The sequence below is a fragment of the Pontibacter flavimaris genome (assembly GCF_001907195.1).
Classification (GTDB): domain Bacteria; phylum Bacteroidota; class Bacteroidia; order Cytophagales; family Hymenobacteraceae; genus Pontibacter; species Pontibacter flavimaris.
The window spans coordinates 124,452-148,699 of sequence record NZ_LVWA01000008.1; the positions used below are offsets into that span (position 1 = coordinate 124,452).

Consider the following 24,248-nt stretch of genomic DNA (forward strand, 5'->3'; position numbering starts at 1 on the left):
TCCTCCAGCCCCACAAGCCTACTGTTGCATTTCTGACTTTGGTGCTCTCAAGCCCGAGAGGGCTCGCCTTTGGGCATCGCGCTGGGAGCTTTTCCTTTGCTCCTGACGTCGCAATGCCTCACTATCGTTCGGCACCGGAAAAACTCGCATAGGCGCCTCACAGAAAAACTGGGTTCAGTTCGATAGCCACAGCTTTTGTCATCTCGAATGAAATGAGAGATCTCTATAGAATTCCAGATAGATTTCTCGAGCTGCTCGAGATGACAATAAAGTAAATTATAGCAAGTACAGAATTCCCCTCCTTAGAGGGGAAAGGGGGTGGGTTCATACTTTGTAGGGACAGGTCGCGACCTGTCCACGCAAGAACAGCACCTATGCAACTTATACTTTGGCATGAGTAACAGCAGGCTCCCCTCCTTGGATAAGGAGGGGCAGGGGTGGTTGGACAACGGTAACTATGAAAACTATACTTTTCAAAGCCTCGGCTTCACCTCCCGTCCCACAAGAAGCAGGATGACAAAAAAAGAGATTGAAACGACACTTTCCTTGAGTGAACAATTCAACTAAGTTGGGAAAAGTAGTGGAGGAAAATTCGGCGAGCATATTTGCGCCATGAGAGCAGCTGGAAAGTATAAATGCTTACCAGAGAAAGTAAAACAAAACATCAACGATGAGCCTGTAAGCCGGGTTCTGTCGCTGGGCTTGCACCCAACGTCTTATCATTTATCTAGGCCTGCACTCGCGCACAGGCTCCATCGACCTACCCACCGACATCGGACGAGCAGCCCTTAGCCCCGCCGAAGCGAGACGCTGCCGGCCTATTTGGTCTTTCAACTCCTAAGGTTTACCCAGCCGGACTGGTCACCCAGCCGCTGGTGCGCTCTTACCGCACCTTTTCACCCTTACCGGACGAATCAATAATGATTAATTAATAATGAATAATTAGTCATTCATCATTCGACATTATAATTAGCCCGGCGGTTATTTTCTGTGGCACTGGCTGTATCCCACTTGCGCAGGACCCTTCCCGTTAGGAAGTAGGATGCTCTGTGTTGCCCGGACTTTCCTCTCCCCCAAAGGGGCAGCGATAAGACGGCTCACCGTTGATACTTTGTTCAATGCAAAGATAACACAATTAGCGAACCGGAGGTTCGCATTAGTTAGAAGGTTAAAAAGTTAGAAGGTTGGAAAGTTATAGATTCAGATAAGCACGCTCCAATTTCTAACTTTTTAACCTTCTAACTTTCTAACTCACTTCAGTCTCACCAATGTAGCGCCGTAGCCGAACTTCTCTTTGCGGGCGTCTTCGAAGTACTTGATGCCGGGTACGCGGCTCAGGATTTTCTGCAGCTCCTTGCGCAGCACGCCGTTTCCGGAGCCGTGGATGAACACGATCTCGTGCATGTTGGTAGCCATGGCCCGGTCCAGCGCATCCTGGAAACGCTCCAGCTGAATCTTTAGGATAGCACTGTTGCTCATGCCACTGTGGTCGTCTACCAGCTTTTCGATGTGCAGGTCTACCTCATGCTCCGGTGCCGTGAGCTTAAAATTCTCGCTTTTTTCTACGCCCTCCGCCAGTTGCTCCTTTATCTTGTCCGGGTTCACGGAAACAGGCTTCTGGTCGAGTTGGAACAGGTAGGCTTCCTTGTTGAGCACGGGCGCGGTGCGCTTGCTCTTGTAGAAGCTGCTGGCCTTAAATTGCACGCGCTTTACCACCGGCTCGAAGAGGGTAGGGCTGCCGTTGCGGTGCTGGATGAACTGAATCAGCAGGTTTGGCCACTTCTCGAACTCCTTCAGGTGGTAGTGCGTGATTACGCGGGTGGCCTTCGGGGCCAGCTTGTCGTTTTGCAGGCCACGGTAGTTTTTCTCGCGCTCCTCACCGCTGGTAAACAGCACGTCGTAATCCGAGTTGTTCACCACCGTTACCGCCAGCAGCTCATCCGACTGATGCACCAGCGCCAGGTAAACCCCCTGCGCGGCCAGTACCGGGGCAACAGGCTCTTTGCGCTTGGATGGCTGAATGGCAGTCTCGTCTTGGTGCATGTACTTTTGCTCCTCGGCAGCTATTACAACCACTTCACGCCTGGCCACAGGTATGGTGAAATCGTTGTCGATGGCTACCTCTACCAGGTTATTATCTAAAAGGCGCGTGATGATGCCCTCCTCGCGTCCGGACATCAGGCGCACACGGTCTCCTACGTTCATAGTTTCGTTGTTAGTTATTAGTTTTTCGTTGATCGCCTCCAAAGTATAGCGGGGCAATCACCCTGTAACAAAGATACGGGTTTTTGGACTGGGATGATGGGCCTTAGAAGTACAGCGGGTGCAGCTTCAGGCCATGTTTGCGGTTATACTCTAAGGTTGGCGCCGGTATTTTGATGATGCTGAGCACATAGAGGGCGGTGTTCCATACTTTGCTGCGGCCTTTGAAGTGCATCAGGTTGAGGTCGGGACTGAGGTAATATTGCCGGTACGCATCCAGCCCGGCGACGGCGTTGGACTCCGGGTCGTTAAAGACCATCTCCTGTGCGCCGTAGCCCACAGCGATGTTAAGCCACCTGGGGTACCTGCTTTCCTCTTTCAGAAAAGCGCCCACGTCCACCGACAGCCAGTACGTTTGCCCGTTGTAGTCTTTCAGGGCCTGCTCGCCGAGGCTGCTGCCCAGCACGTTGGGGCGCATATCGGCATAGCGCGTGGTGTGGAAAGAGTACTTCGGCATGACACGCACCTCCTGCCAGGCCAACTCCTGTGCCACCACGGCCGCTGAACCTACGGTGTTCGCAACCATATCGCCCACAGAGGCCCCGTAATCCGCCTGGTATCCATCAAAAACTTCAATGGGTGTTTGCAGCGCCACGCCTAATAATCCGCCGTAAAGTACGGCTTTCTTCTCCGGCACTCCCGCCCAACGCAGCATGTCGATCCCGGCGCGGCTCTGGTGGAACGCGCCCCAGAAGTGCCCCACCTTGTCCATCTGCTTCCACTGCCTGTTGTCGGTAAACCAATGGAAATCCGTTTTGTCTTCTTGGGAGTACCAGGCCTTGTTGAGGGAGAGCAGCAGCGAGGTATAGCCAACGGCAAACGTGGAGCCCAGCACCAGCAAACGCTTGTTGTTCACAGCTGTTGTATCAATCTCGGCCTGCGCCATACTTAGGCGTGGCAGGCAAAGCAGCAGGAGTAGCAAGTATAGGATGTATCGCTGGCGCATCAGGGGCAAAGATAGGGGATTTCAGGTTTTAATTAGTTGCTATACTTTTATACTTGGCTTCCTCCATGGTGCAAGTCTTCAGACTTGTATCCTATGATGGCGTCGGGTTTGCAACCCGATTGGCTTGAAAAGCCATACTTATACTTTGGCTATACTTTATACTTCTCTGGCTTGTGCCTCCCTAAGTCACCGGAAAAACTCGCATAGGCGCTCAACCCAAAGGCTGGGATCTGATTCGATAGCAGCGGCTGACGGAGCTCGAAGAACCAAAGTCCCCCTTCGAAGGGGGCAGGGGGATGATAATCGTTCCCGAATTCCCCTCTCGGGAGGGGTTGGGGTGGGTTTATACTTTGTAGGGACAGGTCGCGACCTGTCCGCACGGTAACAGCAACTATAGAATTTATACTTTGGTAGAAGCAAGTATAGCTCCCTCCCCTGTTTTTAGGGGAGGGTTGGGGAGGGGTGAAGCTGAGAACGAGCAGGGAATATCCCAACTGCACACCCTCTTCCCGGCAGGTCCAAAAACAACAGCGGCGAAGCATCTCTGCTCCGCCGCTGCGGGTATGTTCTAAAGCAATTTATACTTATGCTTTCTTGTACATTACTGATTTAACAGCCTCGATGGTACGTGCTACGTTTGGCAGCGACGCCTCGATCAGGGTTGGGGCGTAAGGAAGCGGCACGTCGCGGCACGTTACGCGTTTTACCGGCGCATCCATGTAGTCAAACGCGTTGCTCTGGATGTGGTACGCCAGTTCTGCAGAGATGGAAGCCAATGGCCAGGCCTCTTCTACCACCACCATGCGGTTTGTCTTCTTCACAGACTCCACCAGTGTTTTGTAGTCGATCGGGCGCACGGTGCGCAGGTCGATCACCTCGGCGTTAATGCCGTCTTTGGCCAGTTCCTCGGCAGCAGCCAGGGCCACCTTCATCATCTTACCGAAAGAAACGATGGTCACGTCAGAGCCTTCGCGCTTTATATCTGCTACGCCGATCGGGATCAGGTATTCCTCCTCTGGTACCTCGCCTTTGTCGCCGTACATTTGCTCCGACTCCATGAAGATCACCGGGTCGTTATCGCGGATGGCGGACTTTAGCAGGCCTTTGGCATCGTAGGGGTTAGAGGGCACGATCACTTTCAGACCTGGCGTGTTGGCATACCAGTTCTCGAAGTTCTGCGAGTGCTGGGATGACAGCATGCCGGCGCTACCTGTAGGGCCACGGAATACCATGGGGGCACCGTACTGGCCGCCAGACATGGACATCACCTTGGCAGCAGAGTTGATCACCTGGTCGATGGCCACCAACGAGAAGTTGAAGGTCATGAACTCAATGATAGGGCGCAGGCCGTTCATGGCAGCACCCACGCCGATACCGGCAAAGCCAAGCTCGGCGATCGGGGTATCGATCACACGCTCCGGTCCGAACTCGTCCAGCATGCCCTGGCTCACTTTATAGGCTCCGTTGTACTCGGCTACTTCTTCGCCCATCAGAAACACGCGCTCGTCGCGGCGCATTTCCTCCGACATTGCTTCGCGGAGGGCTTCTCTAAACTGTATACTTCGCATTTCAGATGTTATATTCTCGGTTCAGTCGGTAAAATTAAGATAACTCTATCAATTTACAAGGCATACCGGCCTTTTTGCCGCTCGTGCTACCGAATCAGTGCCTCTTTGTACGCCGGCTTGTCGCGGTAAGCCTCAAACTCCATGTCGCTGATGGCTTTTTGCGTATAATCGCTATCGGCGTTCACGGCGCGGCGCAGTCCCTGCTCCAGCATCTCCTCGTCCTGGGTGCGTGCGCCAATGATGGCAAGGCTGTAGTAGGCCAGCGCATCGTCCGGCTTTCGCTCCAGCGCCTTCAGGTAAAACTCCTCAGCCCCTTCATAGTTCTCCTTCAGCAGGTAGCTCAGGCCCAGGTTCATGTTGGTCTGGTAGCTGTCGCCGGCGTAGCGCAGGCTCGCAATGGCGTCATCATACCTGCCCGTCTCGATCTCCAGCGCTGCCTTATCTGCAAAAATGGACTGCAGCATCGCTTCCTCGCCCCCTAAGGTAACGGCATAGTTATAGTTCTCCAGGGCCTGCTCATACTTGCCCAACTGGTGATAGGCGCTGGCCAGGCTGTAGTATACTTTGGCGGTGGGGTTGCGGTAGCCGGCGAAGGTCAGGTTGTGGATGGCTTTCTCGAGCAAGGCCTTCCTGGCTTCCGGGCGGTAATCTTTCTGTGCCATGTTGGTGTACACCACGCCCAGGTTGTAATAAGCCGGCCACTTATCCGTGGTTTTAACGGCGGCCTCGTACAATTTGCGCTTCTCGGCCAGGATAGGGGTGAGGGTGGCGGCATGCTGCAGTTCCTCCTCGGTCAGCACGTCGGCGTCTGCCTCCCCGTTGGCGATGCGCTTTGCCAATACATAAATCTCGTAGTCGGGGCGGCGACTGCGGTTGTAGTCAAACTCCACCTGTGCTGTCTGCAGACTTGGGTACACATACTTTTGCAAGTATGCATAAGCCTCCGTCTGCTCCAGTGCCTGTAGTTTCTCCTGCTCGCTCTGCTCCCCCTGAAGTATGGCCAGCACCTCCTGCTTCTGCGCCTTTGGTAGGGCGGTTGTCTCCAACTTCTGCACCAGCACCGGCACAATGTTCTCCTGCACCTCGGTGGTTATCGCTACCTTCTTGTTGCTGTAGTCCAGGGCCTTTGCTTTCTGGCGGTAATGCTGCTCCAGCGTTTGGGCGCGCTTTTGTGCCAGGTTACTGTTTTTCTCGCCGGGGGCACGCATGCCCGTAATTTTTATGGTTTGGGATGGCACGTTATCCAGCGCATACTGGTTCAGCACCTTCAGCTTCTCGTCCGACAGGTCATCGAGCTTGTGCTGGTTCTGCTCAAAGTAGAAGACCAGCTTTCCGGTGCTGTCGGCTTCTTCGGCATACTTATCGGGCGTAAACGTGAAGTCGTTGTTGCGCACCAGCAGCAGCGGCGTGGTGTTCAGGCCTGTGGCCACCTGTTTTGGGTCGGTGTAAGCGATGTCGTTGTCCTTCTTGTCGATGGCGCGGCCCTGTACCATCAGGCGACCGGTTGCTTTCTCGGGGGCGTAGGGAAAGGAGAGTTGCCTGGTGATGGTCGGCTTCCTGTCCTCATACACGAACTCGCCAAACTCGAAATTGTAAGTGCCGATGTTCTCGCGCTTCTGGTCTCCGTACTCGTAGAACACGTCCAGTTTGTACACTTCTTTCTCCCGGATAAGTTTTTCGGGAACTTGTGCCCTCAGTTCAAAGTTTACACTCTCGCCGTTGGTTGCCAGCGGGGAGGGCTCCACCGTTACCTGCTGGTGTTTTTCGGCGGTTTTTACCATGCGCTGCAGGGTGCAGCCGGAGGTGCCCACGCCTATGCCGAGGGTGAGGAGAAGGAAGAGGTTACTACTTTTTTTGTACTGTTGCATGTCCTGTTTTTTTCGCTTGCCGTAAAGGTAGGGTACACCACCAAGTATGTTTTCACGTTATGGTTATACTTCCCGGGCTTCGCTTATTTTGATTTTTGGGGAACAAAGTATAATTTAGAACTTTAATCAGATGATCATGAAACGGCTTCAGTACTTTATCGAATCACAGGCTTTTGGCGTATGCGCGATGCTTGGAGAGAAGCTGGGCTTTGCCTCCAGTAGCATCCGCCTCACGTTCATCTACGTGTCTTTCCTTACCATGGGCTCGCCGGTTATCCTTTACCTGATGCTGGCCTTCTGGATGAATGTGCGCAAGCACCTCCGCCGCGAGCGCAGCACCGTCTGGGACCTATAGCTCCTGCACCGTCCGCTTCTGCCGGATAAAATACTGCCACACGATACTGCCTTTGTAAACGCCGCTGATGTACGGGAAATTGCCCTTGGGCTGCTGCTCCTTCCGCCGCCGCCGCCAGTAGGCATTGTGGCGCAACAGGTCGGCATGGGCATCCAGCACCGCCCTGGCATCTTTATGCTGACCAGCCACGAACATCCGCAGCGCGGCCACCCAGTCCAGGAGCACCCGCAGCAGCAGGGCCATTCCAAGTTCCCTGGAGGGGATGTTTTTGAAGAGCAGCGCCAGCCCGTTCCGGAAATTTAAATACGTTTTGCGTGGGTTAGACTTGTGCAGCGTGCCGCCTCCTACGTGGTACACGCGGCTGTGGCCATTATACATCACCTTATATCCCGCATTTTTAGCCCGCCAGCAGAAGTCTATTTCCTCCATATGGGCAAAAAAGGCCGGCTCCAGTCCCCCCAGCTGCTTAAAGACATCGGCACGGACAAACATACAGGCCCCGGTTGCCCAGAACACCTCCTGCACATCGTCGTACTGCCCCTTGTCCTCCTCCAGCGTCTCGAACAGGCGGCCACGGCAGTAGGGGTAGGCCAGCACATCCAGCATGCCGCCACCCGCGCCGGCATACTCAAAGTAGCCCGGGTGCTGCTGCGCCAGTATCTTGGGCTGGCACACGGCTATACTTGCGTCCTGCTCCATCAACTGGATGATCGGCTCGGTCCAGCCCGGAGGCACCTCCACATCGGAGTTCAGCAGCACGCAGTACGTGGCGTCTACCTGCGCCAGCGCCTTGTTATAGCCTTCGCAAAAGCCAAAGTTTTCAGACAGCAGGATGAGGCGCACCTGCGGGAAGTGCTCCTGCAGAAAAGGAATGGAGCCATCGGTGGAGGCGTTGTCAGCCACAATGATCTCAGCATGGCCGCTGTTGGCCACCACCGATGGCAGGAACTGTTGTAAATGCTTCAGGCCGTTCCAGTTAAGTATGACAACGGCCGTGTGCGGGTGTTTATAGTCCAAAGCTGCCGAGGTCTAGTCCGGGAATGTTCGGGATAAGGCCTTCGGTAGATTTACGCAACTCCTCCTGGGCGCGCTCACCGGCGGTCAGCATGGCGTTGTTCACTGCGGCTACGACTAGATCGTTCACCATCTCGCGGTCATCCGCATTCAGGATCGACTCATCGATCTCTATTTTCAGGAGCTGGCGCTGGCCGTTCACCGTGGCCTTCACCAGGCCCGCACCCGACTCTGCGGTTACGCTGATGTCCTTGAGTTTCTCCTGCGCCTCCTTCATTTTGGCCTGGGCTTCTTTGATTTTGCCCATCATGCCCATCATATCAAACATAGTTTCTTCTTTATAAGGTAGTGTTAGATAACGTTGCGTTAGCCTTTATACTTACAAATATACGCACTCTTTTTAAATGCCTTTTATACTTGCGTCACGAGGGGTTGTTACCGCAACAGGGTAATGGTGCCCGTTCTTTTTTTGGTCGTGCCGAAACTGGTTTGGAAGGAGATCTCGTAGGCGTAGGCGCCTGCCGGAATCTCACGCCCGTTTTGGGTGCCGTCCCAGGCGGCGTCTGCCTCGGAGCCCTCATATACCACGTTGCCGGAGCGGTTATAGACCCGCAAGGTATAGCCGCTGTAGAACTTCCCTTTGATCTCGAACACATCGTTCAGGCCATCCCCGTTGGGCGTGAAAGCACTCGGGATGTAGACGAGTGCCTGTTGCTCCACTTCCACTAAATTAGAGTACGACATGCCTGTGCCGTTTTGAGAAGTGGCCCTGATGCGGTAGCGGAGCACGGGCAGCTCCTTGCTCAGGGTCACGTCGGTGTAGCTGCGGCCGGTGGCAGGGTAGCTTGTCACCACGCTGCCGCTCTCGTCCAGCAACTCCACCGTATACTGTCCCATGCCATCCGGAAAGCCGCTGAAGGCAGACCAGGTAAGGTCTATGCTTCCGTCCGTTCGCTGCTCGGCTGCAAGTATAACCGGGCAGGTGACATTGCTTGTGGGGGAGGTGTTGCCGCAGAGGTTGGTGAAGGTGCTGCGGTAACAGACAGGCTGGCCGTTCATACTTTCATCCAGTACACTTGTCTGTTGCGTTTGGGTCTGTTGCCTGAAGGTGGCTCCGTTTATACTTTTCTCGATGCTTGCCATGCGCAGCTGTTCGCCCTCCGGCAATTGCAACGTGAGTTCTACCTGATTGTTCAGGTTAAAACTGGAGAGCAGGTAGGGCGCATCCGGTATAAGGGTGGAAGTAACCTCCGCAGCCAGGGTGGCGGACACGGAAGTATAGCGGTCGCCCTGCGGGTCTGTGCCCGTTCCTACCACATAATAGCTGTAGGTCTGGGCGCAGGTAACTTCGGTATCGGTGTAGGAAGTGGCGGAGCCGGGTAGGGTTTGCAATAAAGTACCGTTACGGTATACTTCAAAGGCCGTGAAATCGGGGGAGTACTCCCAGTTCAGATCAACCTGCTGCTCGTCTGGCTGTACATTAAGCGAGATGCCGCTGACCACGTTGGTATTCCGGAATACCGTGCCGCAGGCATCCACAGGGCGCACCAGGTACCAGGTGCCTTCGGAGGTGTTAACCCCGCTGATGGTTTGCGTGAGGGTGCCGCCGGTAACGTTCTGTATGAGGTAGATCTCCCGGTAAAGCTCTCTGAAATCGCCGGTGAACTGCTCCACTACGTAGGAGTACCCTGGCACCAGTTTGGACAGTTCCAGCTGTACACTTCCGTTTTCTCCCTGCTCCAGCACCGTCACCTTGTCTATCTGGGTGGGGTTGTCTTCGTCGAGCAGGGGGAGGGTGGAGGCGGTTTGGGTGCTGGTGTTGCTGCAGGAAACGCCCGCGTAGCTGCCGGTTAGCTTCACAGTGAAGTCTCCCTGGGAAGTATACGTATGGGTGATGGTGCTGCTGCCGTCTGCCTCCTCGGTTGTGCCATCCCCGAAATCAAAAGTATAACTATCGTAAACGGGGTCCGTGATGGTAAAGGAAACGGCGCCGCTGGCGCAGCTCCGGGAGGTAAAGACTGGCTCGGGTGCGGCCTTCACCTCAAATACTTTTGATATAGTATCGGTGGAGATGTTGCTGCCGTAGTTTGCTATCTGCAGAACTTTGTACCTGCCTGGTGCCGTGTAGGTGTGCTTTTTATTGGTTGTGGCAGGCGTGGGGATGGGCGACTCGCCTTTGTAGTCAAAGATATAGTACTCCTTGTCGTCATCAGCCTTGTCGTGGCAGTCCTTGAAGGTTACTTCTTGCCCCACGCAAAGCACGTCTATTTCCTCCCCCGCGGCATTAAGTGCAGCTATGCACCTATCGTCCTGCGCCCAGGCAGCATTGGCTAAAAGTATAAACCATATGGAAAGCAGGTATCTCAAGCGGATCTTTTTATTGCCTTTACGATCAAGCTAATAAAAGTACAGCATAAAAGTTTAGCAACCCCTAAAACAAAAGGCTTTGCCAGAACTATGGCAAAGCCTTTTTATACTTTAAAAGTATGATTTACAACGAATAATCCCTCAGGAAGTGGATGCTCTGCTTGATGTCGTGGTGCAGTACGCGGTCCGTGGAAACGAAGGGTACCTGCTCGCGGTAGGCCTTCACCAGTTGCTCCAGCGGCTCCGAGGATTGGAGCGGCCTGCGGAAGTCCAGCGCCTGGACGGCATTCATCAGCTCAATGGCCAGCACGCGCTCCGTGTTGTGCACCACCTGGTATGCCTTGGTGGCCGCGTTGGCGCCCATACTGACATGGTCCTCCTGGTTATGCGAGGAGGGGATGGTATCTACCGAAGCCGGTGTGCAAAGTTGCTTGCTCTGGCTCACGATGGAGGCGGCCGTGTACTGGCTGATCATGAACCCGGAATTAAGGCCCGGCTCCGCTACTAAAAACGCTGGCAGGCCCCGCTGCCCGGAGATGAGCTGGTAGGTTCTGCGCTCGGAGATGCTGCCCAGCTCGGCCACGGCAATGGCCATAAAGTCGAGCGCCAATGCCAGCGGCTGCCCATGAAAGTTGCCGCCCGAAATGATTTCATCCTCCTCCGGGAAGATGTTGGGGTTATCGGTTACGGAGTTGATCTCGGTCAGAAACACCTGCTCCACGTAATTCAAGGCATCTTTACTGGCTCCGTGTACCTGCGGAATGCAGCGGAAAGAGTAGGGGTCCTGCACGTGCTGCTTCTCCTGTTCTATCAATTGGCTGCCCGTTAACAACCCCCGCATCACCTCCGCCGTCTGCAGCTGCCCTCGGTGCGGCCGTACCTGGTGTATGAGTTGGTTGAATGGTTCTATGCGTCCGTCATAGGCATCCAATGATAAGGCACTCACAAGATCCGCCTGTCGCACAAGGCGCTTGGCCATCAGTAGGTTATACACCCCGTAGGCGCTCATGAACTGCGTGCCGTTCAGCAGGGCGAGGCCTTCTTTGGCTTTCAGGGCGATGGGATCCCAACTGAACATCTCCAGTACATGGCGGCTCTCCAGCTTCATCCCCTGGAAGTATACCTCGCCAAGGCCTAGCAGGGGCAGGCACAGGTGCGCTAGCGGAGCCAGGTCGCCGCTGGCTCCTAAAGAACCTTGCTGGTACACCACCGGGTATATTTCGCGGTTGTAGAAGTCGATCAGGCGCTTTACTGTTTTCAGCTGCACGCCGCTGTGCCCATAGGCCAGCGACTGCACTTTGAGCAGCAGCATCAGTTTTACTATTTCCTGCGGCACTTCCTCGCCCGTGCCGCAGGCATGCGACATCATCAGGTTTCGCTGCAGCTGCTCCAGGTCGGCAGGGGATATTTTTTTATCGTAGAGCGAGCCGAAGCCCGTGTTAATGCCGTAGATGCTGCGGTCCGATCCTGTGATTTTCTGCTGCAGATACGCGTGGCACCGTACAATGCGCTCCTCCGCTTCCTCCGACAGCGCCAAAGTATGGTTCTCCTTTAGGATGGTGCCAATGTGCTCCAGCGTCAGGTGCTGGCTGGAGATGTGGTGTACCTGGGCCATGGCTATTGCATAAGTTTTGAGATGATGTCCGCTACTGTGAGGTCCTGCTGCTCGCCCTGCTTCATGTCACGGAGCTTCAGCTTACCGGAGGCCATTTCCTCGGAGCCAATCAGGATCACGTAGGGGATATTTTTTTGATCAGCATACCCCATCTGCTTTTTCAACTTGGCTGGCTCCGGGTACAGTTCAGCACTGATGCCGGCGTCGCGCAGTTGCTGCAGCACCGGCAGCGCATACATTTCGGATGCCTTATCGAACTGCACTATCAGGGCTGTGGTGCTTTGCTGGCTGCTCTCGGGGAACAGTTGCAACTCCTCCAATACATCGTATATACGGTCTACCCCGAAGGAGAAGCCTACGCCCGACACGCCCGGCAAGCCGAACATGCCCGTCAGGTTATCATAACGGCCACCGCCGCTGATGCTGCCCATACTGACGTTGTTTACCTTCACCTCGAAAATGCAGCCGGTGTAGTAAGAGAGGCCACGGGCAAGTGTTACGTCCAGCATCAGGCGCGGCTCTCCGGATGGGTTCTCAGCCATGAGTGCTCTGCTCTGCAGCCCCTGTAGGTATTGCCATACTTGGTGGAGATCATTCAGGCCGCGTTCGCCCTCGGCCGTGGCGCCAAGTATGGTTTGCAGTTGCGCCAGCTTTTCCTCGTTTGTGCCGTTCAGGTCGTAGAGCGGCTCCAGTTTGCCAACGGCTGCCTCGGTAATGCCACGCTCCAGCAGCTCTTTGCGCACACCATCCCGGCCTATTTTGTCCAGCTTGTCGATGGCTACGCAGATATCTCCCTCGCGGCCTTTCTCACCGATGGCCTCCGCTATACCGGCCAGCACACCGCGGTGGTTTATTTTGATGGTGAAGTCCGTCAACCCCAGGTCCGTCAGCGCGCCGTCGATCATCTGCACGATTTCGGCCTCGCACAGCAGCGAGTTGGTGCCCACCACGTCGGCATCGCACTGGTAAAACTCACGGTAGCGGCCCTTCTGCGGACGGTCGGCACGCCACACGGGCTGTATCTGGTAGCGCTTGAACGGGAAGGTGATCTCGTTGCGGTTCATCACCACAAAGCGGGCGAAGGGCACGGTGAGGTCGTAGCGCAGTGCTTTCTCAGAGATTTTGCGCGTCAGGTGCTTATGTCCTTGCTCGATGTCCTCGGATTTGGTTTTGGCCAGGAAGTCGCCGGAGTTCAGAATCTTGAAGATCAGCTGATCTCCCTCGTCACCATACTTGCCCGTCAGCACCGACAGTTGCTCCATGGCAGGGGTTTCGAGTGGCAGGTAGCCATACTTCTCAAAAGTGCGCCTGATGACGCCGAAAATATAGTTACGCCGGGCCACCACGGCCGGGCCAAAATCTCGTGTTCCTTTCGGTATGGATGGTTTCTCTTTGCTCATGCTCTTGGGGGTTGCCGGCGAAGTTACTAAAAGTAGGGCAAATGTGGGAGGGAAGCCCCAACTAAGGTTACAGAAGTATGGAGACAGCTACGGCATGCTTCTAAAAAGCCGCCTTATCGCCTCTGACGACGTTGTAGACAGTATAGAATATAATTTTCATGTCCAGCCAGAACGACCAGTTCTCCAGGTAAAAGATGTCGAGCTTCACGCGGCCCCTGATCTGGTAAGAGTAGGTCGTGTCCCCACGGTACCCGCGCACCTGGGAAAGTCCGGTAATGCCGGGCTTGATGAAGTGGCGCACCATGTACTTATCCGCTACCTGTGCATATTCCTCCCCCAGCTTCAGCATATGCGGGCGCGGCCCGACGATGGACATCTGCCCAAGCAGCACGTTAAAGAACTGGGGCAGTTCGTCTATACTTGTTTTTCTGATGAAGGCGCCCACCCGGGTTATCCTGGAATCCCCTCTTTTTGCCAGCAGCTTATTTGCATCTTTGTTGATGTACATGCTGCGGAGCTTATAGCACTCGAAGTTCTTGTTGTCGATGCCAGATCGGATCTGCTTGAAGAAGACTGGCCCCCTTGAGTCTATTTTGATGGCTATGGCAATGATTGGCAGAAGCCAGGATAAGACGAAAATAATAACGAAGAGCGAGAAAAATAAATCAAAAGATCTCTTTATAAACTTGTTGACGACATCATCCAGGGGGATGTTGCGTACCATCATGACAGGCAGCACGTCGTAAAAATCGACCTTAAAGCGCTGGTAGATGTAACTGTTTGGCTCCGGCAGAAATTTCAGGCGTATCAGGTGGTCATCGGCAAAGTTCAGCAGTTGCTTTACCTCGTTCTTCTTCAACTCGTCCGGACAGCAGTATACTTCATCCACTTCATGCTCCAGCACAAACCCCTCAATATCAGCAATGGAGCCGATCACCCCTTCGTTCTTGGACTTTCCGTTGTTGCTAAAGAAACCCATAAACTTATAGCCGAACTCGGGGTGGCTGATGAAGAAATTGCGGAGCTCGTTGGCCATTTCGTTGTGGCCGGCTATCACTACTTTCCGGAGGTTATAGCCTTGCCTTCTATGAACCCTGAGCCAGGTGGTGACGGCAACCCGCCAGCACACTACCAGTCCGGCAAAAATGCCATAGTGGTACAGGAGTGCCTCGCGCGAGACTAGCTCCAGGCCCAGGATGTTGAGCCCCGCCTCAATCAGGATGACGTAGAGAAGTATGGCCTTGACTGCTGTGAGTACCACACGGAGTCGTCTGGCGACGCGGAAAATTCTATAAGTGCCAAGCAGGCTGGTGCAGATAAACCAGCCGGTAAGGGAAAAGAGGAGAGCGTACAGGTATAGGGACTGGTCGTAGGCTGCATCACTCAACTGAAAAGCGGCAAAAATGGATATGGCTGTTGCGGCTACATCGCCTACTGTATGTACAAGTTTTATGTATTTGGAATAGAAACTAGCCATTGACTTTCGCTATAGAATGGTGCGAATATAAGAAGTTACCGTGGAGGTCTCTATACCCACAGTAGAAGTATACTTTTAAAATCTATTAAAGAGCCAGACTTTCAGGGCTTTTACCTATGGAGCCCTGCTTTCCGAGGTCCCAGGTATGGCGCCTTATCTGGCATGCTCTCTTCCACAAAATCCTTCACCTTTTCCTTGAACACCCCAGCGCTGAACCTCTCCGCGTTTTTCCTGATAAGCAGCGGGTCAAAATCCGCTGCGTTACGCTCGAACAGGCTGATCGCTTCTGAGAGAGAGGCTATACTTTGTTCCTGGTACAAAACGCCTGTGCTGCCATGTGCTACTGTCTCGCAGGCGCCCCCTTTACCGAACGCTATAACGGGGGTGCCGCAGGCCTGTGCCTCTACAGGTATGATTCCGAAATCCTCCTCGGCAGCAAATACAAAGGCTTTGGCGCGTTGCATATGGTCTTTCAAAACATCGAAAGGCTGATAACCCATGAGTACAATATTGTTGGTAGCCTTTGCCTTAATCTTGTTGAAATCAGGGCCATCACCGATCACGATCAATTTCTTATCCGGTTGCTTGGCGAAAGTCTCCACGATAAGGTCAACTTTTTTATAGGGCACTAGCCTGGAAGCAGTCAGGTAAAAGTCCTCCTTCGCCGCTACCAAGCTGAAGCTTTCTACGTCTACCGGGGGATAAATAACGGCGGCCTCCCGGTTATACACTTTTTTTATCCGGCGGGCGATGTAAGCGGAATTGGCCACAAAAGCATCAGGCCTGTTAGCAGTCGTGTAGTCCCACATTCGTATGTAGTGCAATATGGACTTGGCGATGAAGCCTTTGAGCCCCTTGGCCAGCCCCGACTCCCGCAGGTACTGGTGATACAGGTCCCAAGCATAGCGGATAGGGGAGTGGCAATAGCAGATATGCACCTGTCCGGCATGCGTGATCACGCCCTTCGCCACGGCATGGCTGCTCGAAATAACAAGGTCGTAGGCGGAGACATCCAGCTGTTCAATGGCCAGGGGCATCAGCGCCAGGTAGTTTCTATAGTGCTTGCGGGCAAAGGGCAGTTTCTGAATAAACGTAGTGGTTGGCGACTTGTGGAGCATATGCGCTCTGAGGTGCTCTGGCATAAAGTCAATCACCGAGAAAAGGTCCGCGTCCGGGTATAGCTGCAGCAGCTGCTCCACCACTCGCTCTGAGCCTGCATACTCTACAAACCATTCGTGTACTATAGCGATTTTCAATGGGGTATTTGATTAAGATTAAGGGAGGAAAAATAGTATTAGCCGGAGTGGTAGCATTGCCGCGTGCTATGCATGGTTTCTTCACCCCTTTTGCCTTCCAGGCGGAGGCTGTTGAATGCAAAGACAGAATTGAAAAAAGCGTAGAACATTATACCTGCCTGCCTGGACAACACATTCTCCGTGATGCAACAAATGGCGAAAAGTGCCAAAAAGCCAAGGTAAGTATAATTTTCGTAGCGAAGACTCGGCACCAGGGGCACAGCTATACAAAGCAGGAGTATAAGAAGGCCGGGCACTCCGTTTCGCAGCGTTTCCTCCAGATACTCATTGTGTGCATTCATCTGGTTTTCATAGATCCACGGGTTCAAGTCCATGTAGCACTGGTTGAGCTTCTCCTGTGTGTTTCCGATCCCGAGGCCTGTTATCCAGTTGTTGTTCTTTTGCAGTACCTGTACGCTACAGCCCCAGTTAATGAATCGAATATTGATACTTGACACGAGGTGTATGTTGTACTCCTGGTAAGAGAAATCCTCGAAGCTGGTTATCTTTTTTAGGATTACTCTTGCCTGCTCATCCCTGCTGATGTACCAGGAGGCTGAGAGCAACAGCAGCACCCCCGCTGCCAGCACCGGAAGCTTCCCCAGCTTTTTAACTGCGCCCAAAAGAGCAAACATGACAACTAAGGCTATAAGGGCAATCACCGACATCTTGACATACAGGATGTAGATGAAGAAAAGGAAATAGAGTATGGCCAGAAGCAGGAAAACCCTTATAGCAAACGAGGAATGCGTTCTGAACATCCGGGAAAGCCCAATAATGGCAAAAACGCTGAACATACCGGCATAAGGCCTGTGCAGTAAAGTTAACCTCACCATAGTGGTCAGGTCATTGCGGTCCAGCAGCACGGCGATTCCCTCCCTGAAGGTGAAAAGGGAAATAAGGAACAAGCCCAGTGTAAACGCTACGATGAGGTGATCAACCTGCTTCCGGGAGAGCTTGGCGGAGGTGCCGATAACTAACGGAAACAGCAGCAAAGGAAGCTTTCTGACCAGCAGGTCGCCTGCCTCATCCACGTTGCCAAAGCGCAAAAGCCCAACCAGGTTAATCAGGAACAGGCCTGTAAAAAGCCACAACAGTCTGTTTGTTCTTAGCCTGTCAAACTTCTGCCTGTAGTTGCCGGACACGAGCCAGTGTGCAGACAAAAGTATGACGCTGAGGCTGGCAAGCTTTACGGGGAGCCCCTCGGCTGTAGGAATCAGAAACGCTACAAAAAGCAGCAGGAAGAAGTATACTTTTTCGTTTACTGCACTTACTTTTCTACCTAACATTGCTCTCCTTTTCTAATGATGAAGTATAAAGTCGCGCAACTCAGCGGCTGATTTCTCCCAGGTATACTGTTTTGCCAGCTCCAGCCCCTTCTTTGCCAGCGTTTCTCTTAAGCCTGCATCCTGTAGCACGCGGTCCAGCGTTTCCGCCATGTCATCCGGGTTTTCTCCATCAAAGTATAAACAGGCATCCTGGCAAACTTCGGGCATACTTGCAGCTTTCGAGACTACTGTCGGACAACCCGACGCCATGGCCTCCAGCGGGGGCAGGCCAAAGCCCTCGTAGAGGGAGGGGAAGACAAACACCGTGGCTAAAGTATAGATAACGGGTAGATGCGCATTGTCCACAAAGCCAGTGAACAGCACACGCGGGCCTAGGCCCAGTTTTTCGATCAAATCCGGCAGGCCCTTGTCTCCTGTAATAAATCCTTCCTTCTTTCCGACAATCACCAGTTTGAGGTCCGGAAACTGCGCTTTGTTCAGCTTGCTGAAGGCCAGCACCAGGTTTTTCAGGTTCTTGTGGGGTTTTACGTTGCCTACAAACAGGACGAATTCTGCCGGTAAAGTATATTTTTCCTGCACTTCTTTCACCACAGCAGCATCCTGCTTCCTGTGGTACCTGTTGTGGTCCACCCCCAGACTTATTTTATGCACCTGCTTGTTTCTTATCTTCAGGTACTTTTTCATCTCGGAGCGAGAAAACTCAGAGATGGTGATAATGGTGTCTGATAAACGGATGGAAGACTGAAGCAGCACCCGGGCATAGAGCCTGTGTATCGGGTTGATGGCAGTGGCAGCTAAATGATAGAGATCATGAATCAAAACCACCCGTTTGGCCGCCCTCACGGGCAGCATCGGAACGTTGAAGTGCGGCGAAAAGAAAAAGTCGCATGTGGGTACTACTAGCGGCAGCAGCACCTGCTCTGCTATAGAGTAAATAGGTTTATCAAACTTTATGATCTTCAGGCCAACCACCCAGGGGAATTGCATTAGCTCCTCCGGATCTCCCAGCAACGTAATCGCAAAGTTATTTTTCAGGTACGGGAGCAGGTTCTGTATATCTGTACCGATACCGGAAGCATTAACCATCCTGGCGTCAACAACAAGGATTTTATACGTTGGGCTCATCTACCTGTTCATCATCGTTTGGGGCAGCTAATGCTATACCTATAAAAAACCAAATGTATAAAAAATGCAGTTGCACACCTAACAGGCAGATCAACACAAAGGCTTTTATTGCCCTGTCTGATATGCGGGAAAAGGGAGCGTACCTTCTGTAGATGGAGTAAAGGAGCAGTAGAAACAGGAGTAAGCCCAGCAAGCCGTTTTCCACCAGCAAGGTCGCGAACACCCCCAGCCCAGGGGCATCCCACTCGCTGACGGGCGGCAGCATCCCCAAATATTCCGGGTTGTTCCTGACAAGGGCATAATTACCGAGTCCTACCCCTAGCAGCGGACTTTCCGACACCATGTTCGGCGTAATGAAAATAGCGGCAATACGGCCCATCACAAAGTTGTAGTCGTTTTTCCTTTCCTCCACGATGGCGCTGAAGTTGTTCATCGAGTAGATATAATCCGAGATAACCATCGTGAAGACAAGGTAAAAGAGCGGAATAAGCGCTGCCAGAATAATGTAACGGAACCAACTGGTATACCTGAATCGCTGGTAAAAAAGGTAAAAGTGCCAGGCCACCACCGCGACTATTCCCGCTTTGGACTGGGCGCAAAGTATAACCAATAGGAAAACCAGCCGAAGCACCCATTTCCGTCCTTGCATGAAGAAAGTAAGGATATAGAGGGCGCTGTAAAACAGTCCCAGCGGACCGCCTTCTACGTAGTAGCCCCTGAGCCTCGGGGTTGGGTCGCTTACAGCGTATGGCGTAGTGTCGTAGATGATCTGGGAGCCTGCCAGCGGCAGTATTTTCAGGTAGGTAAGTATAAACACCAGCAGGAAGAACAACGACACCAACATGTTGGCCATTAGAACCCTCCGAAGTATGGAACTGGTGGTAAGCCCCTTCTCTCTGTAGAACTGAACAGTTTTATATACGACCAGGGCGAAGGCGATGCAAGCGATCAGTTCTATAAACCTGGCGATGCTGATGAGATATGGACTCTTCAGCAGCGTAATCCCGTTTATTTCTAAAAAGAAGTCCCGGTTTAGGTTCGTGATAAAAGTCAGCAGGAGTAAAGCGACAAACAGGCCGATGAAGTAGAGCAAATACTTGTTCACACTCCTGATGCTGTAGAGCAGAAACGGAATGGTGAGCAGAGACACCAACTCATTCAGTTTAATGCTTGCTATCTTGGTTTCCGTGAAATGAAAGCACAGGATACAGTAAGCTATAAATAGCCAGAGGCCAACATGCGGCACAATCAGTTTTTCCGAGCTTCTCAAAGCGTACTCTTTTTGGAGGATTTAAGGGCTTTCAAAATTAGCGGAATTCTATCGAACTGCTTTCTTCGTACCCTGTTGGCCGCTACGGCCACCAAGCTTAAATATACAGGATATAGGAATCTGGGGTAAAACTTCTTGGTGATGATCAACCTGTTGCGGATACTGTAAAAGTCCGACAGCTCACTTTTGTTGTTGTTGTCTTTTATACTTCCGCCAATGGAGGCGCCCTCTTTGTGGTAAATGTTCGCTTCTAAGCAAACACCGATCGTGTAGTTTTTGGCCGCCCCTCTTTTTACCCAGTCTATTTCTTCAAAGTATAAAAAGTATTCCTCACACATGAAGCCGACTTCCTTCACGAAGTCGGCGGAGACAAACATGGAGGCCCCCACAACATAATCATCAGCTTCTATGCGCAGATCGTGGAAAGGGGTAGAAGCAGGCCTGTTCAGCCCGATGTGCGTGGTGCTGGCCGTGAGCGGTTTATACTTCCCCAAAATAGCCTGAACAAAGTTGGGGTTGTGGTAATACAAAAGTTTTGCACCCAGTATGCCGAGCCGCTGCCTGTTATACTTCGACTTCTCAAAGTGTGCCACCAGGTGGGTGAGGGATTCTTTCTCCACAACCGTATCATTGTTCAGGAGCCAGACGTAATCCGCCTGATGAGCAAGGGCAAGCCTGCAGCCCACGTTGTTGCCGCCGGCAAAGCCCAGGTTTTTCCTGGACTCTACCAGCAACAGTTTCTCATCGGCTAGGGCAGCGCCATTTATACTTTCTGAATCAAAGTGTAGGTAAGGGACAGGCTTGCTAATAGGGTAGGAAGCCACAGGCGTTGCCGCGTAAAACTGCTCGTTAAACAAAACAGGCGAGTCCCCCGCTGCCCAACTTCTTAGTTGCGCGAAGGAGCCGTTCTGAGAGTCGTTGTCTACCACTATAACCTTAAAGTTCTGGTAGTCGAGTTTAAAGAGGCTTTCCAGGCACTCTGCCGTGTCCTGCCAGTTCTTATAATTGACAAGTATGATATAAACTTTAGGGCAAGTCAACATGGTTTTGGTAGCCTTGTAAGTGAGTTAGATAAACACGCTTACAGCTTTATTAAATAGTATAGGTATAGGGGTAATATGTTAATTGCTGGTCAGTAACTCTCTGTCTTAGTTGTGCCTATACTTGCCGAATTTATTTCTTCGGAAATCCAAGTAGCCTTTGTAGACACTCTTTATCTTCTTTACCTTATTTTTTTCAAAAAGAATTATCTTGATGAACTCTCTTAAATTATTGGTACTCTCATTTCTGTAGTACTGTGGAAATTGGATTTTAAACTCTTTTAAAACAGCCAGTCGGTTTCGTGTAATATAATATCTTCTTAAAAAGTTATGGTGCGAAGCATTTACCTGATAGCCCAAAAAAGAATGGCTCTTGGAGTCTCCTAGCTTATGATAAAGCAGGACTTTGTTATTTATGACAATTTTATAATTGCTTAGCTTAAGGCGTAAACAATACTCATGATCCACATAGTCTATAAAGAAATCCTCACGGAAAGGGCCTACTTCTTTAAAAGCACAGAGGTTCAACAGATTACCTGAGGTAATAGCCACATCGACTTCCTGTAAATTGCTCTGTTCTGCATCCAAGGAATCAGTTTCTAGAATATACCTGGGTGCAATTATACCTACCTGCTCCTTTGGAATATTAGCGCTGACTTCCAGCAGCTTTGGTATCATGTCCTCACTGGCCTGGCTGTCCTGATCCATGGTGAGCAGCCAATCGAATCCTTCTTCTATTGCTCTTGAAGCGGCAATATTTAATGCTTTGGCAATGCCCTGGTTATTTGCCAGGTGGTGATATTCTGTATGGGGGAAGTTCTTACTTAGTTCTTGCAATACTTTCTCCGAGGGAACTTCAGAGTTGTCGACCACATAAAGTTTTTGTAAACTGTTATAGTAGGTTGAAACGTTGTCAATTATATCTTCCTCCGGATTATAAAGAACAACGACACCAGCGATATTTGATATCATGGTATAAATAGTGTTTTTATATTTCTACTCTTTATGTACTTGTTTCTGGACTTACACCTTAGTGCTCTTCATAAGCGGACTGTTTATAAAGAAAGTGTAATGAGGATACTTCCTATATAGGGCATAATACAGGAGGCCTGTTATAAAAATTTCCGTTAGCATGATGCTCAGGGCAGTGCCTACTGCCTGAAAATGAAAGGTTAAAATAAAATTTAAGGTCACATTAATGACGGCCCCAATCGTTAAGACAACAGTATATAGCTTATCCAGTTTGTAGGCCAGCATGGTCTGGCTCGCAGGAATATTTAGAGCAGCCATAAATGGTCCAAAGCATATAATTCTTAAGATCAAAGCCGCCTCACTTATGAACTCACCAGTTATAAGATATACGATGTAGTCTGCAAAAGCAAAGACTAAGAAAGAAAGTGGCAGGAATGCCACTAATATGACTCTGAAAAATTTGCGCAGGAACTTTGCCAGGACCTCAAAGGACTCCTGAGCAAGAATACATACTCTTGGATAAACCACCTGATACAGGATAGTTGCAAGGGTGCGCATGATCTGGAAGACCTTTTCTGCTATGCTATAGTAGCCTATAACAAGCGGATTAGCAAAAATACCAAGAATAAGAATATTAGTATTGTTAGATATTGAAACGGTTAATGTTGCAAAGAATATATTCCAGGAATCTACGAGCTGCTTCCTGATCTGAGAAAGGCTCGGGAAAGAGTATTGCAGCCCGAACTTGCTGAAAACAATAAACAGGCTAATCACTCCCCCAATTATCAGACTTATTCCATTTATCAGGTTTATGAAGAGGTAATCCTGAGGCTGACTGATGAGAATAAATATCCCGACAGCATATAATATCCTGTTCAGAATATTGATGTAGGTAATGTACTTCATCTTCTCTATTCCCTGGTAAAACCAAGTAGGTTGTAAGGCTTGGCCCAGTACAATCGTGAAACTGAAAATAGTTAGCGTCCAGTGCTCCCTGAAGTCCGGAACTAGTATAAAAGAGCAGGAGAGGATTATAAACGACAGGAGCAGCAGGACTAACTTCGTAGTCATTACTTCAGAGAAGATTCCGGAGATCCTGGTTTTGTCGTTTCTATTGGTGGAAATATCTTTGGTGGCGGATAAATTAAACCCGTAATCAGTTAGCACTACAAAGTAGAGCATGATGGTCTGCAAAAGGGTAATCACACCAAACCGCTCTACTCCTATAACTCTTACTATGTAAGGGAACGTTGCGATGGATAATAGGAAATTAGCTACTTGTATTAAACCGAGTGAAAGAAAGTTTGACACCAGGGGCTTATAATCGCTTTTAGCAAAGATGCTAAACTTGGATAATGTGTTTCTCAAAAAGCTCAATTAGTATTCCTGTTAACCGTGTATATTTTAAGTTATCATTTGTCTGATTTAGTAGGCTCCGATAGTATAGAGTTACTTACGAGCTCTTATCAGCCCTTTTCTTACGTAAGGAGGGGTTTGCTTGTCTTCCAGAAAGAACATATAGCCATCAGAGTACTCGATATTGAAGCCATGCTTTCTGAGCATATGAGCTAACTCTACTGCATCCTGCTGTTTGTGGTAGGTGCATATAGCCACCTTTAGCGCCTTATGTTTTTGCAAAGTCATCTCAGCACCTTCCAATATCTTGGCTTCGGCGCCTTCTGCGTCAATTTTTACAAAATCAACCTGAGGGTAATCTTTCAGAAACTCGTCGAGGGTAATGTTGTTTTCACCCACTACGTCAGATACATATTTGTTTAAGATATGCACTTTTTCCTTCCAAGGGGCAAATGTTGCTTGCAGCGCCTCTATCCATTCCGAGTCGGTTTCAAAGATGTATAGCTTACTAACCTTTTCCACTATCCCTAACGAGAAGTTTCCTTCCGCTGCGCCCACGTCTACGACTATATCTCCTTCTTCTACATTAAAAGCAGCGGTAAGGTACAGGTGCGGTGATGCGGGGTCCTGCTCAATAGACAGGAAATTATAGTTTTCCTTTATTGCGATTTCATCCCAGGTCCGTTTGTAATACAACCGTTTACCTTGGTGTTGCACGTAGGGCAAGTCCAGTTTCTCGTCTCGGTACAGTTTTACCTGTTCGGGGCTGTAGTTATATATATAAGGATACGGAAACGTAACGACGCCGTGTTTTTTTACAAAGCCCACAACGTCCTGTAGTTCACTGTTTAGCTTTTCAGGAGAGAGCTCCCCGTAATAATTCAAAAACTCGCTTCGCAAACGGCCTAACTCCGTGTTTCTGATTCTGTAGGTCCAGATCTTCCACCTAAGGTCCTCAGATACCATTTTTCTGTATAGGCTTCTTACTATTTGCATCTGCTGATTATGTTTGCTTTAGATCTTTAATGA

19 protein-coding genes and 1 other RNA gene are annotated in these 24,248 nt (G+C 51.1%); 1 reads left to right on the plus strand and 19 read right to left on the minus strand.

Features of this window, described 5'->3' with window-relative positions:
- Positions 1-663: 663 nt before the first annotated feature.
- The 5 genes from rnpB to A3841_RS13940 all read right to left on the minus strand — a co-directional run bounded on the left by rnpB (position 664) and on the right by A3841_RS13940 (position 6,644).
- Positions 664-1,104, minus strand: an RNA gene (gene rnpB / locus A3841_RS13920) — RNase P RNA component class A.
- Positions 1,105-1,251: 147 nt separating this feature from the next.
- Positions 1,252-2,205, minus strand: coding sequence for a Smr/MutS family protein (locus A3841_RS13925; RefSeq protein ID WP_073852994.1), 954 nt, complete (start codon positions 2,203-2,205; stop codon positions 1,252-1,254).
- 103 nt (positions 2,206-2,308) lie between these two features.
- Positions 2,309-3,208: a DUF2279 domain-containing protein gene (locus A3841_RS13930; protein WP_073852951.1), complete on the minus strand. Its 900-nt coding sequence runs from the start codon at positions 3,206-3,208 to the stop codon at positions 2,309-2,311.
- Positions 3,209-3,792: 584 nt separating this feature from the next.
- Positions 3,793-4,776: a pyruvate dehydrogenase complex E1 component subunit beta gene (locus A3841_RS13935; RefSeq protein WP_073852952.1), complete on the minus strand. Its 984-nt coding sequence runs from the start codon at positions 4,774-4,776 to the stop codon at positions 3,793-3,795.
- Positions 4,777-4,862: 86 nt separating this feature from the next.
- Positions 4,863-6,644: a tetratricopeptide repeat protein gene (locus A3841_RS13940; protein ID WP_073852953.1), complete on the minus strand. Its 1,782-nt coding sequence runs from the start codon at positions 6,642-6,644 to the stop codon at positions 4,863-4,865.
- Positions 6,645-6,780: 136 nt separating this feature from the next.
- On the opposite strand from A3841_RS13940, the gene A3841_RS13945 reads away from it, so the two are divergent.
- The gene (locus A3841_RS13945; RefSeq protein WP_073852995.1) at positions 6,781-6,999 is read left to right on the plus strand and encodes a PspC domain-containing protein; all 219 of its coding nucleotides are present in this window, start codon (positions 6,781-6,783) and stop codon (positions 6,997-6,999) included.
- On the opposite strand, the gene A3841_RS13950 is transcribed toward A3841_RS13945, so the two are convergent.
- The 14 genes from A3841_RS13950 to A3841_RS14015 all read right to left on the minus strand — a co-directional run bounded on the left by A3841_RS13950 (position 6,994) and on the right by A3841_RS14015 (position 24,215).
- Positions 6,994-8,016, minus strand: a complete 1,023-nt coding sequence (locus tag A3841_RS13950; RefSeq protein ID WP_073852954.1) for a glycosyltransferase family 2 protein — start codon at positions 8,014-8,016, stop codon at positions 6,994-6,996. The genes A3841_RS13945 and A3841_RS13950 overlap by 6 nt on opposite strands.
- A complete protein-coding gene (locus A3841_RS13955) occupies positions 8,006-8,341 on the minus strand; it encodes a YbaB/EbfC family nucleoid-associated protein (protein WP_073852955.1) in 336 nt (111 codons plus the stop codon). Before A3841_RS13955 ends, A3841_RS13950 begins: the two co-directional genes overlap by 11 nt.
- Positions 8,342-8,448: 107 nt before the next feature.
- On the minus strand, positions 8,449-10,380 hold the full coding sequence (locus tag A3841_RS13960) for a T9SS type B sorting domain-containing protein (protein WP_073852956.1): 1,932 nt from the start codon (positions 10,378-10,380) through the stop codon (positions 8,449-8,451).
- Positions 10,381-10,504: 124 nt separating this feature from the next.
- Complete coding sequence (gene hutH, locus A3841_RS13965; protein ID WP_073852957.1) at positions 10,505-11,995, minus strand: histidine ammonia-lyase; 1,491 nt, start codon at positions 11,993-11,995, stop codon at positions 10,505-10,507.
- Between the two features lie 2 nt (positions 11,996-11,997).
- On the minus strand, positions 11,998-13,395 hold the full coding sequence (gene hisS / locus A3841_RS13970; protein WP_073852958.1) for a histidine--tRNA ligase: 1,398 nt from the start codon (positions 13,393-13,395) through the stop codon (positions 11,998-12,000).
- A gap of 100 nt (positions 13,396-13,495) precedes the next feature.
- On the minus strand, positions 13,496-14,872 hold the full coding sequence (locus tag A3841_RS13975) for an undecaprenyl-phosphate glucose phosphotransferase (RefSeq protein ID WP_073852959.1): 1,377 nt from the start codon (positions 14,870-14,872) through the stop codon (positions 13,496-13,498).
- Between the two features lie 110 nt (positions 14,873-14,982).
- Positions 14,983-16,128 (minus strand): glycosyltransferase family 4 protein, encoded by a 1,146-nt coding sequence (locus A3841_RS13980; RefSeq protein ID WP_073852960.1) that lies wholly within the window; start codon positions 16,126-16,128, stop codon positions 14,983-14,985.
- Between the two features lie 38 nt (positions 16,129-16,166).
- Entirely contained in the window at positions 16,167-17,456 is a 1,290-nt protein-coding gene (locus A3841_RS13985) for an O-antigen ligase family protein (RefSeq protein WP_073852961.1), read from the minus strand.
- A gap of 12 nt (positions 17,457-17,468) precedes the next feature.
- Positions 17,469-18,581 (minus strand): glycosyltransferase family 4 protein, encoded by a 1,113-nt coding sequence (locus tag A3841_RS13990; RefSeq protein WP_073852962.1) that lies wholly within the window; start codon positions 18,579-18,581, stop codon positions 17,469-17,471.
- Positions 18,565-19,851: an O-antigen ligase family protein gene (locus A3841_RS13995; RefSeq protein WP_073852963.1), complete on the minus strand. Its 1,287-nt coding sequence runs from the start codon at positions 19,849-19,851 to the stop codon at positions 18,565-18,567. The genes A3841_RS13990 and A3841_RS13995 overlap by 17 nt, the downstream gene beginning before the upstream one ends.
- Entirely contained in the window at positions 19,848-20,894 is a 1,047-nt protein-coding gene (locus A3841_RS14000; protein WP_073852964.1) for a glycosyltransferase family 2 protein, read from the minus strand. The genes A3841_RS13995 and A3841_RS14000 overlap by 4 nt, the downstream gene beginning before the upstream one ends.
- Positions 20,895-20,999: 105 nt before the next feature.
- The gene (locus A3841_RS14005; RefSeq protein WP_073852965.1) at positions 21,000-21,863 is read right to left on the minus strand and encodes a glycosyltransferase family 2 protein; all 864 of its coding nucleotides are present in this window, start codon (positions 21,861-21,863) and stop codon (positions 21,000-21,002) included.
- Between the two features lie 51 nt (positions 21,864-21,914).
- The gene (locus A3841_RS14010) at positions 21,915-23,231 is read right to left on the minus strand and encodes a flippase (RefSeq protein WP_170866206.1); all 1,317 of its coding nucleotides are present in this window, start codon (positions 23,229-23,231) and stop codon (positions 21,915-21,917) included.
- 81 nt (positions 23,232-23,312) lie between these two features.
- On the minus strand, positions 23,313-24,215 hold the full coding sequence (locus A3841_RS14015) for an FkbM family methyltransferase (protein WP_083610371.1): 903 nt from the start codon (positions 24,213-24,215) through the stop codon (positions 23,313-23,315).
- Between the last annotated feature and the right edge of the window lie 33 nt (positions 24,216-24,248).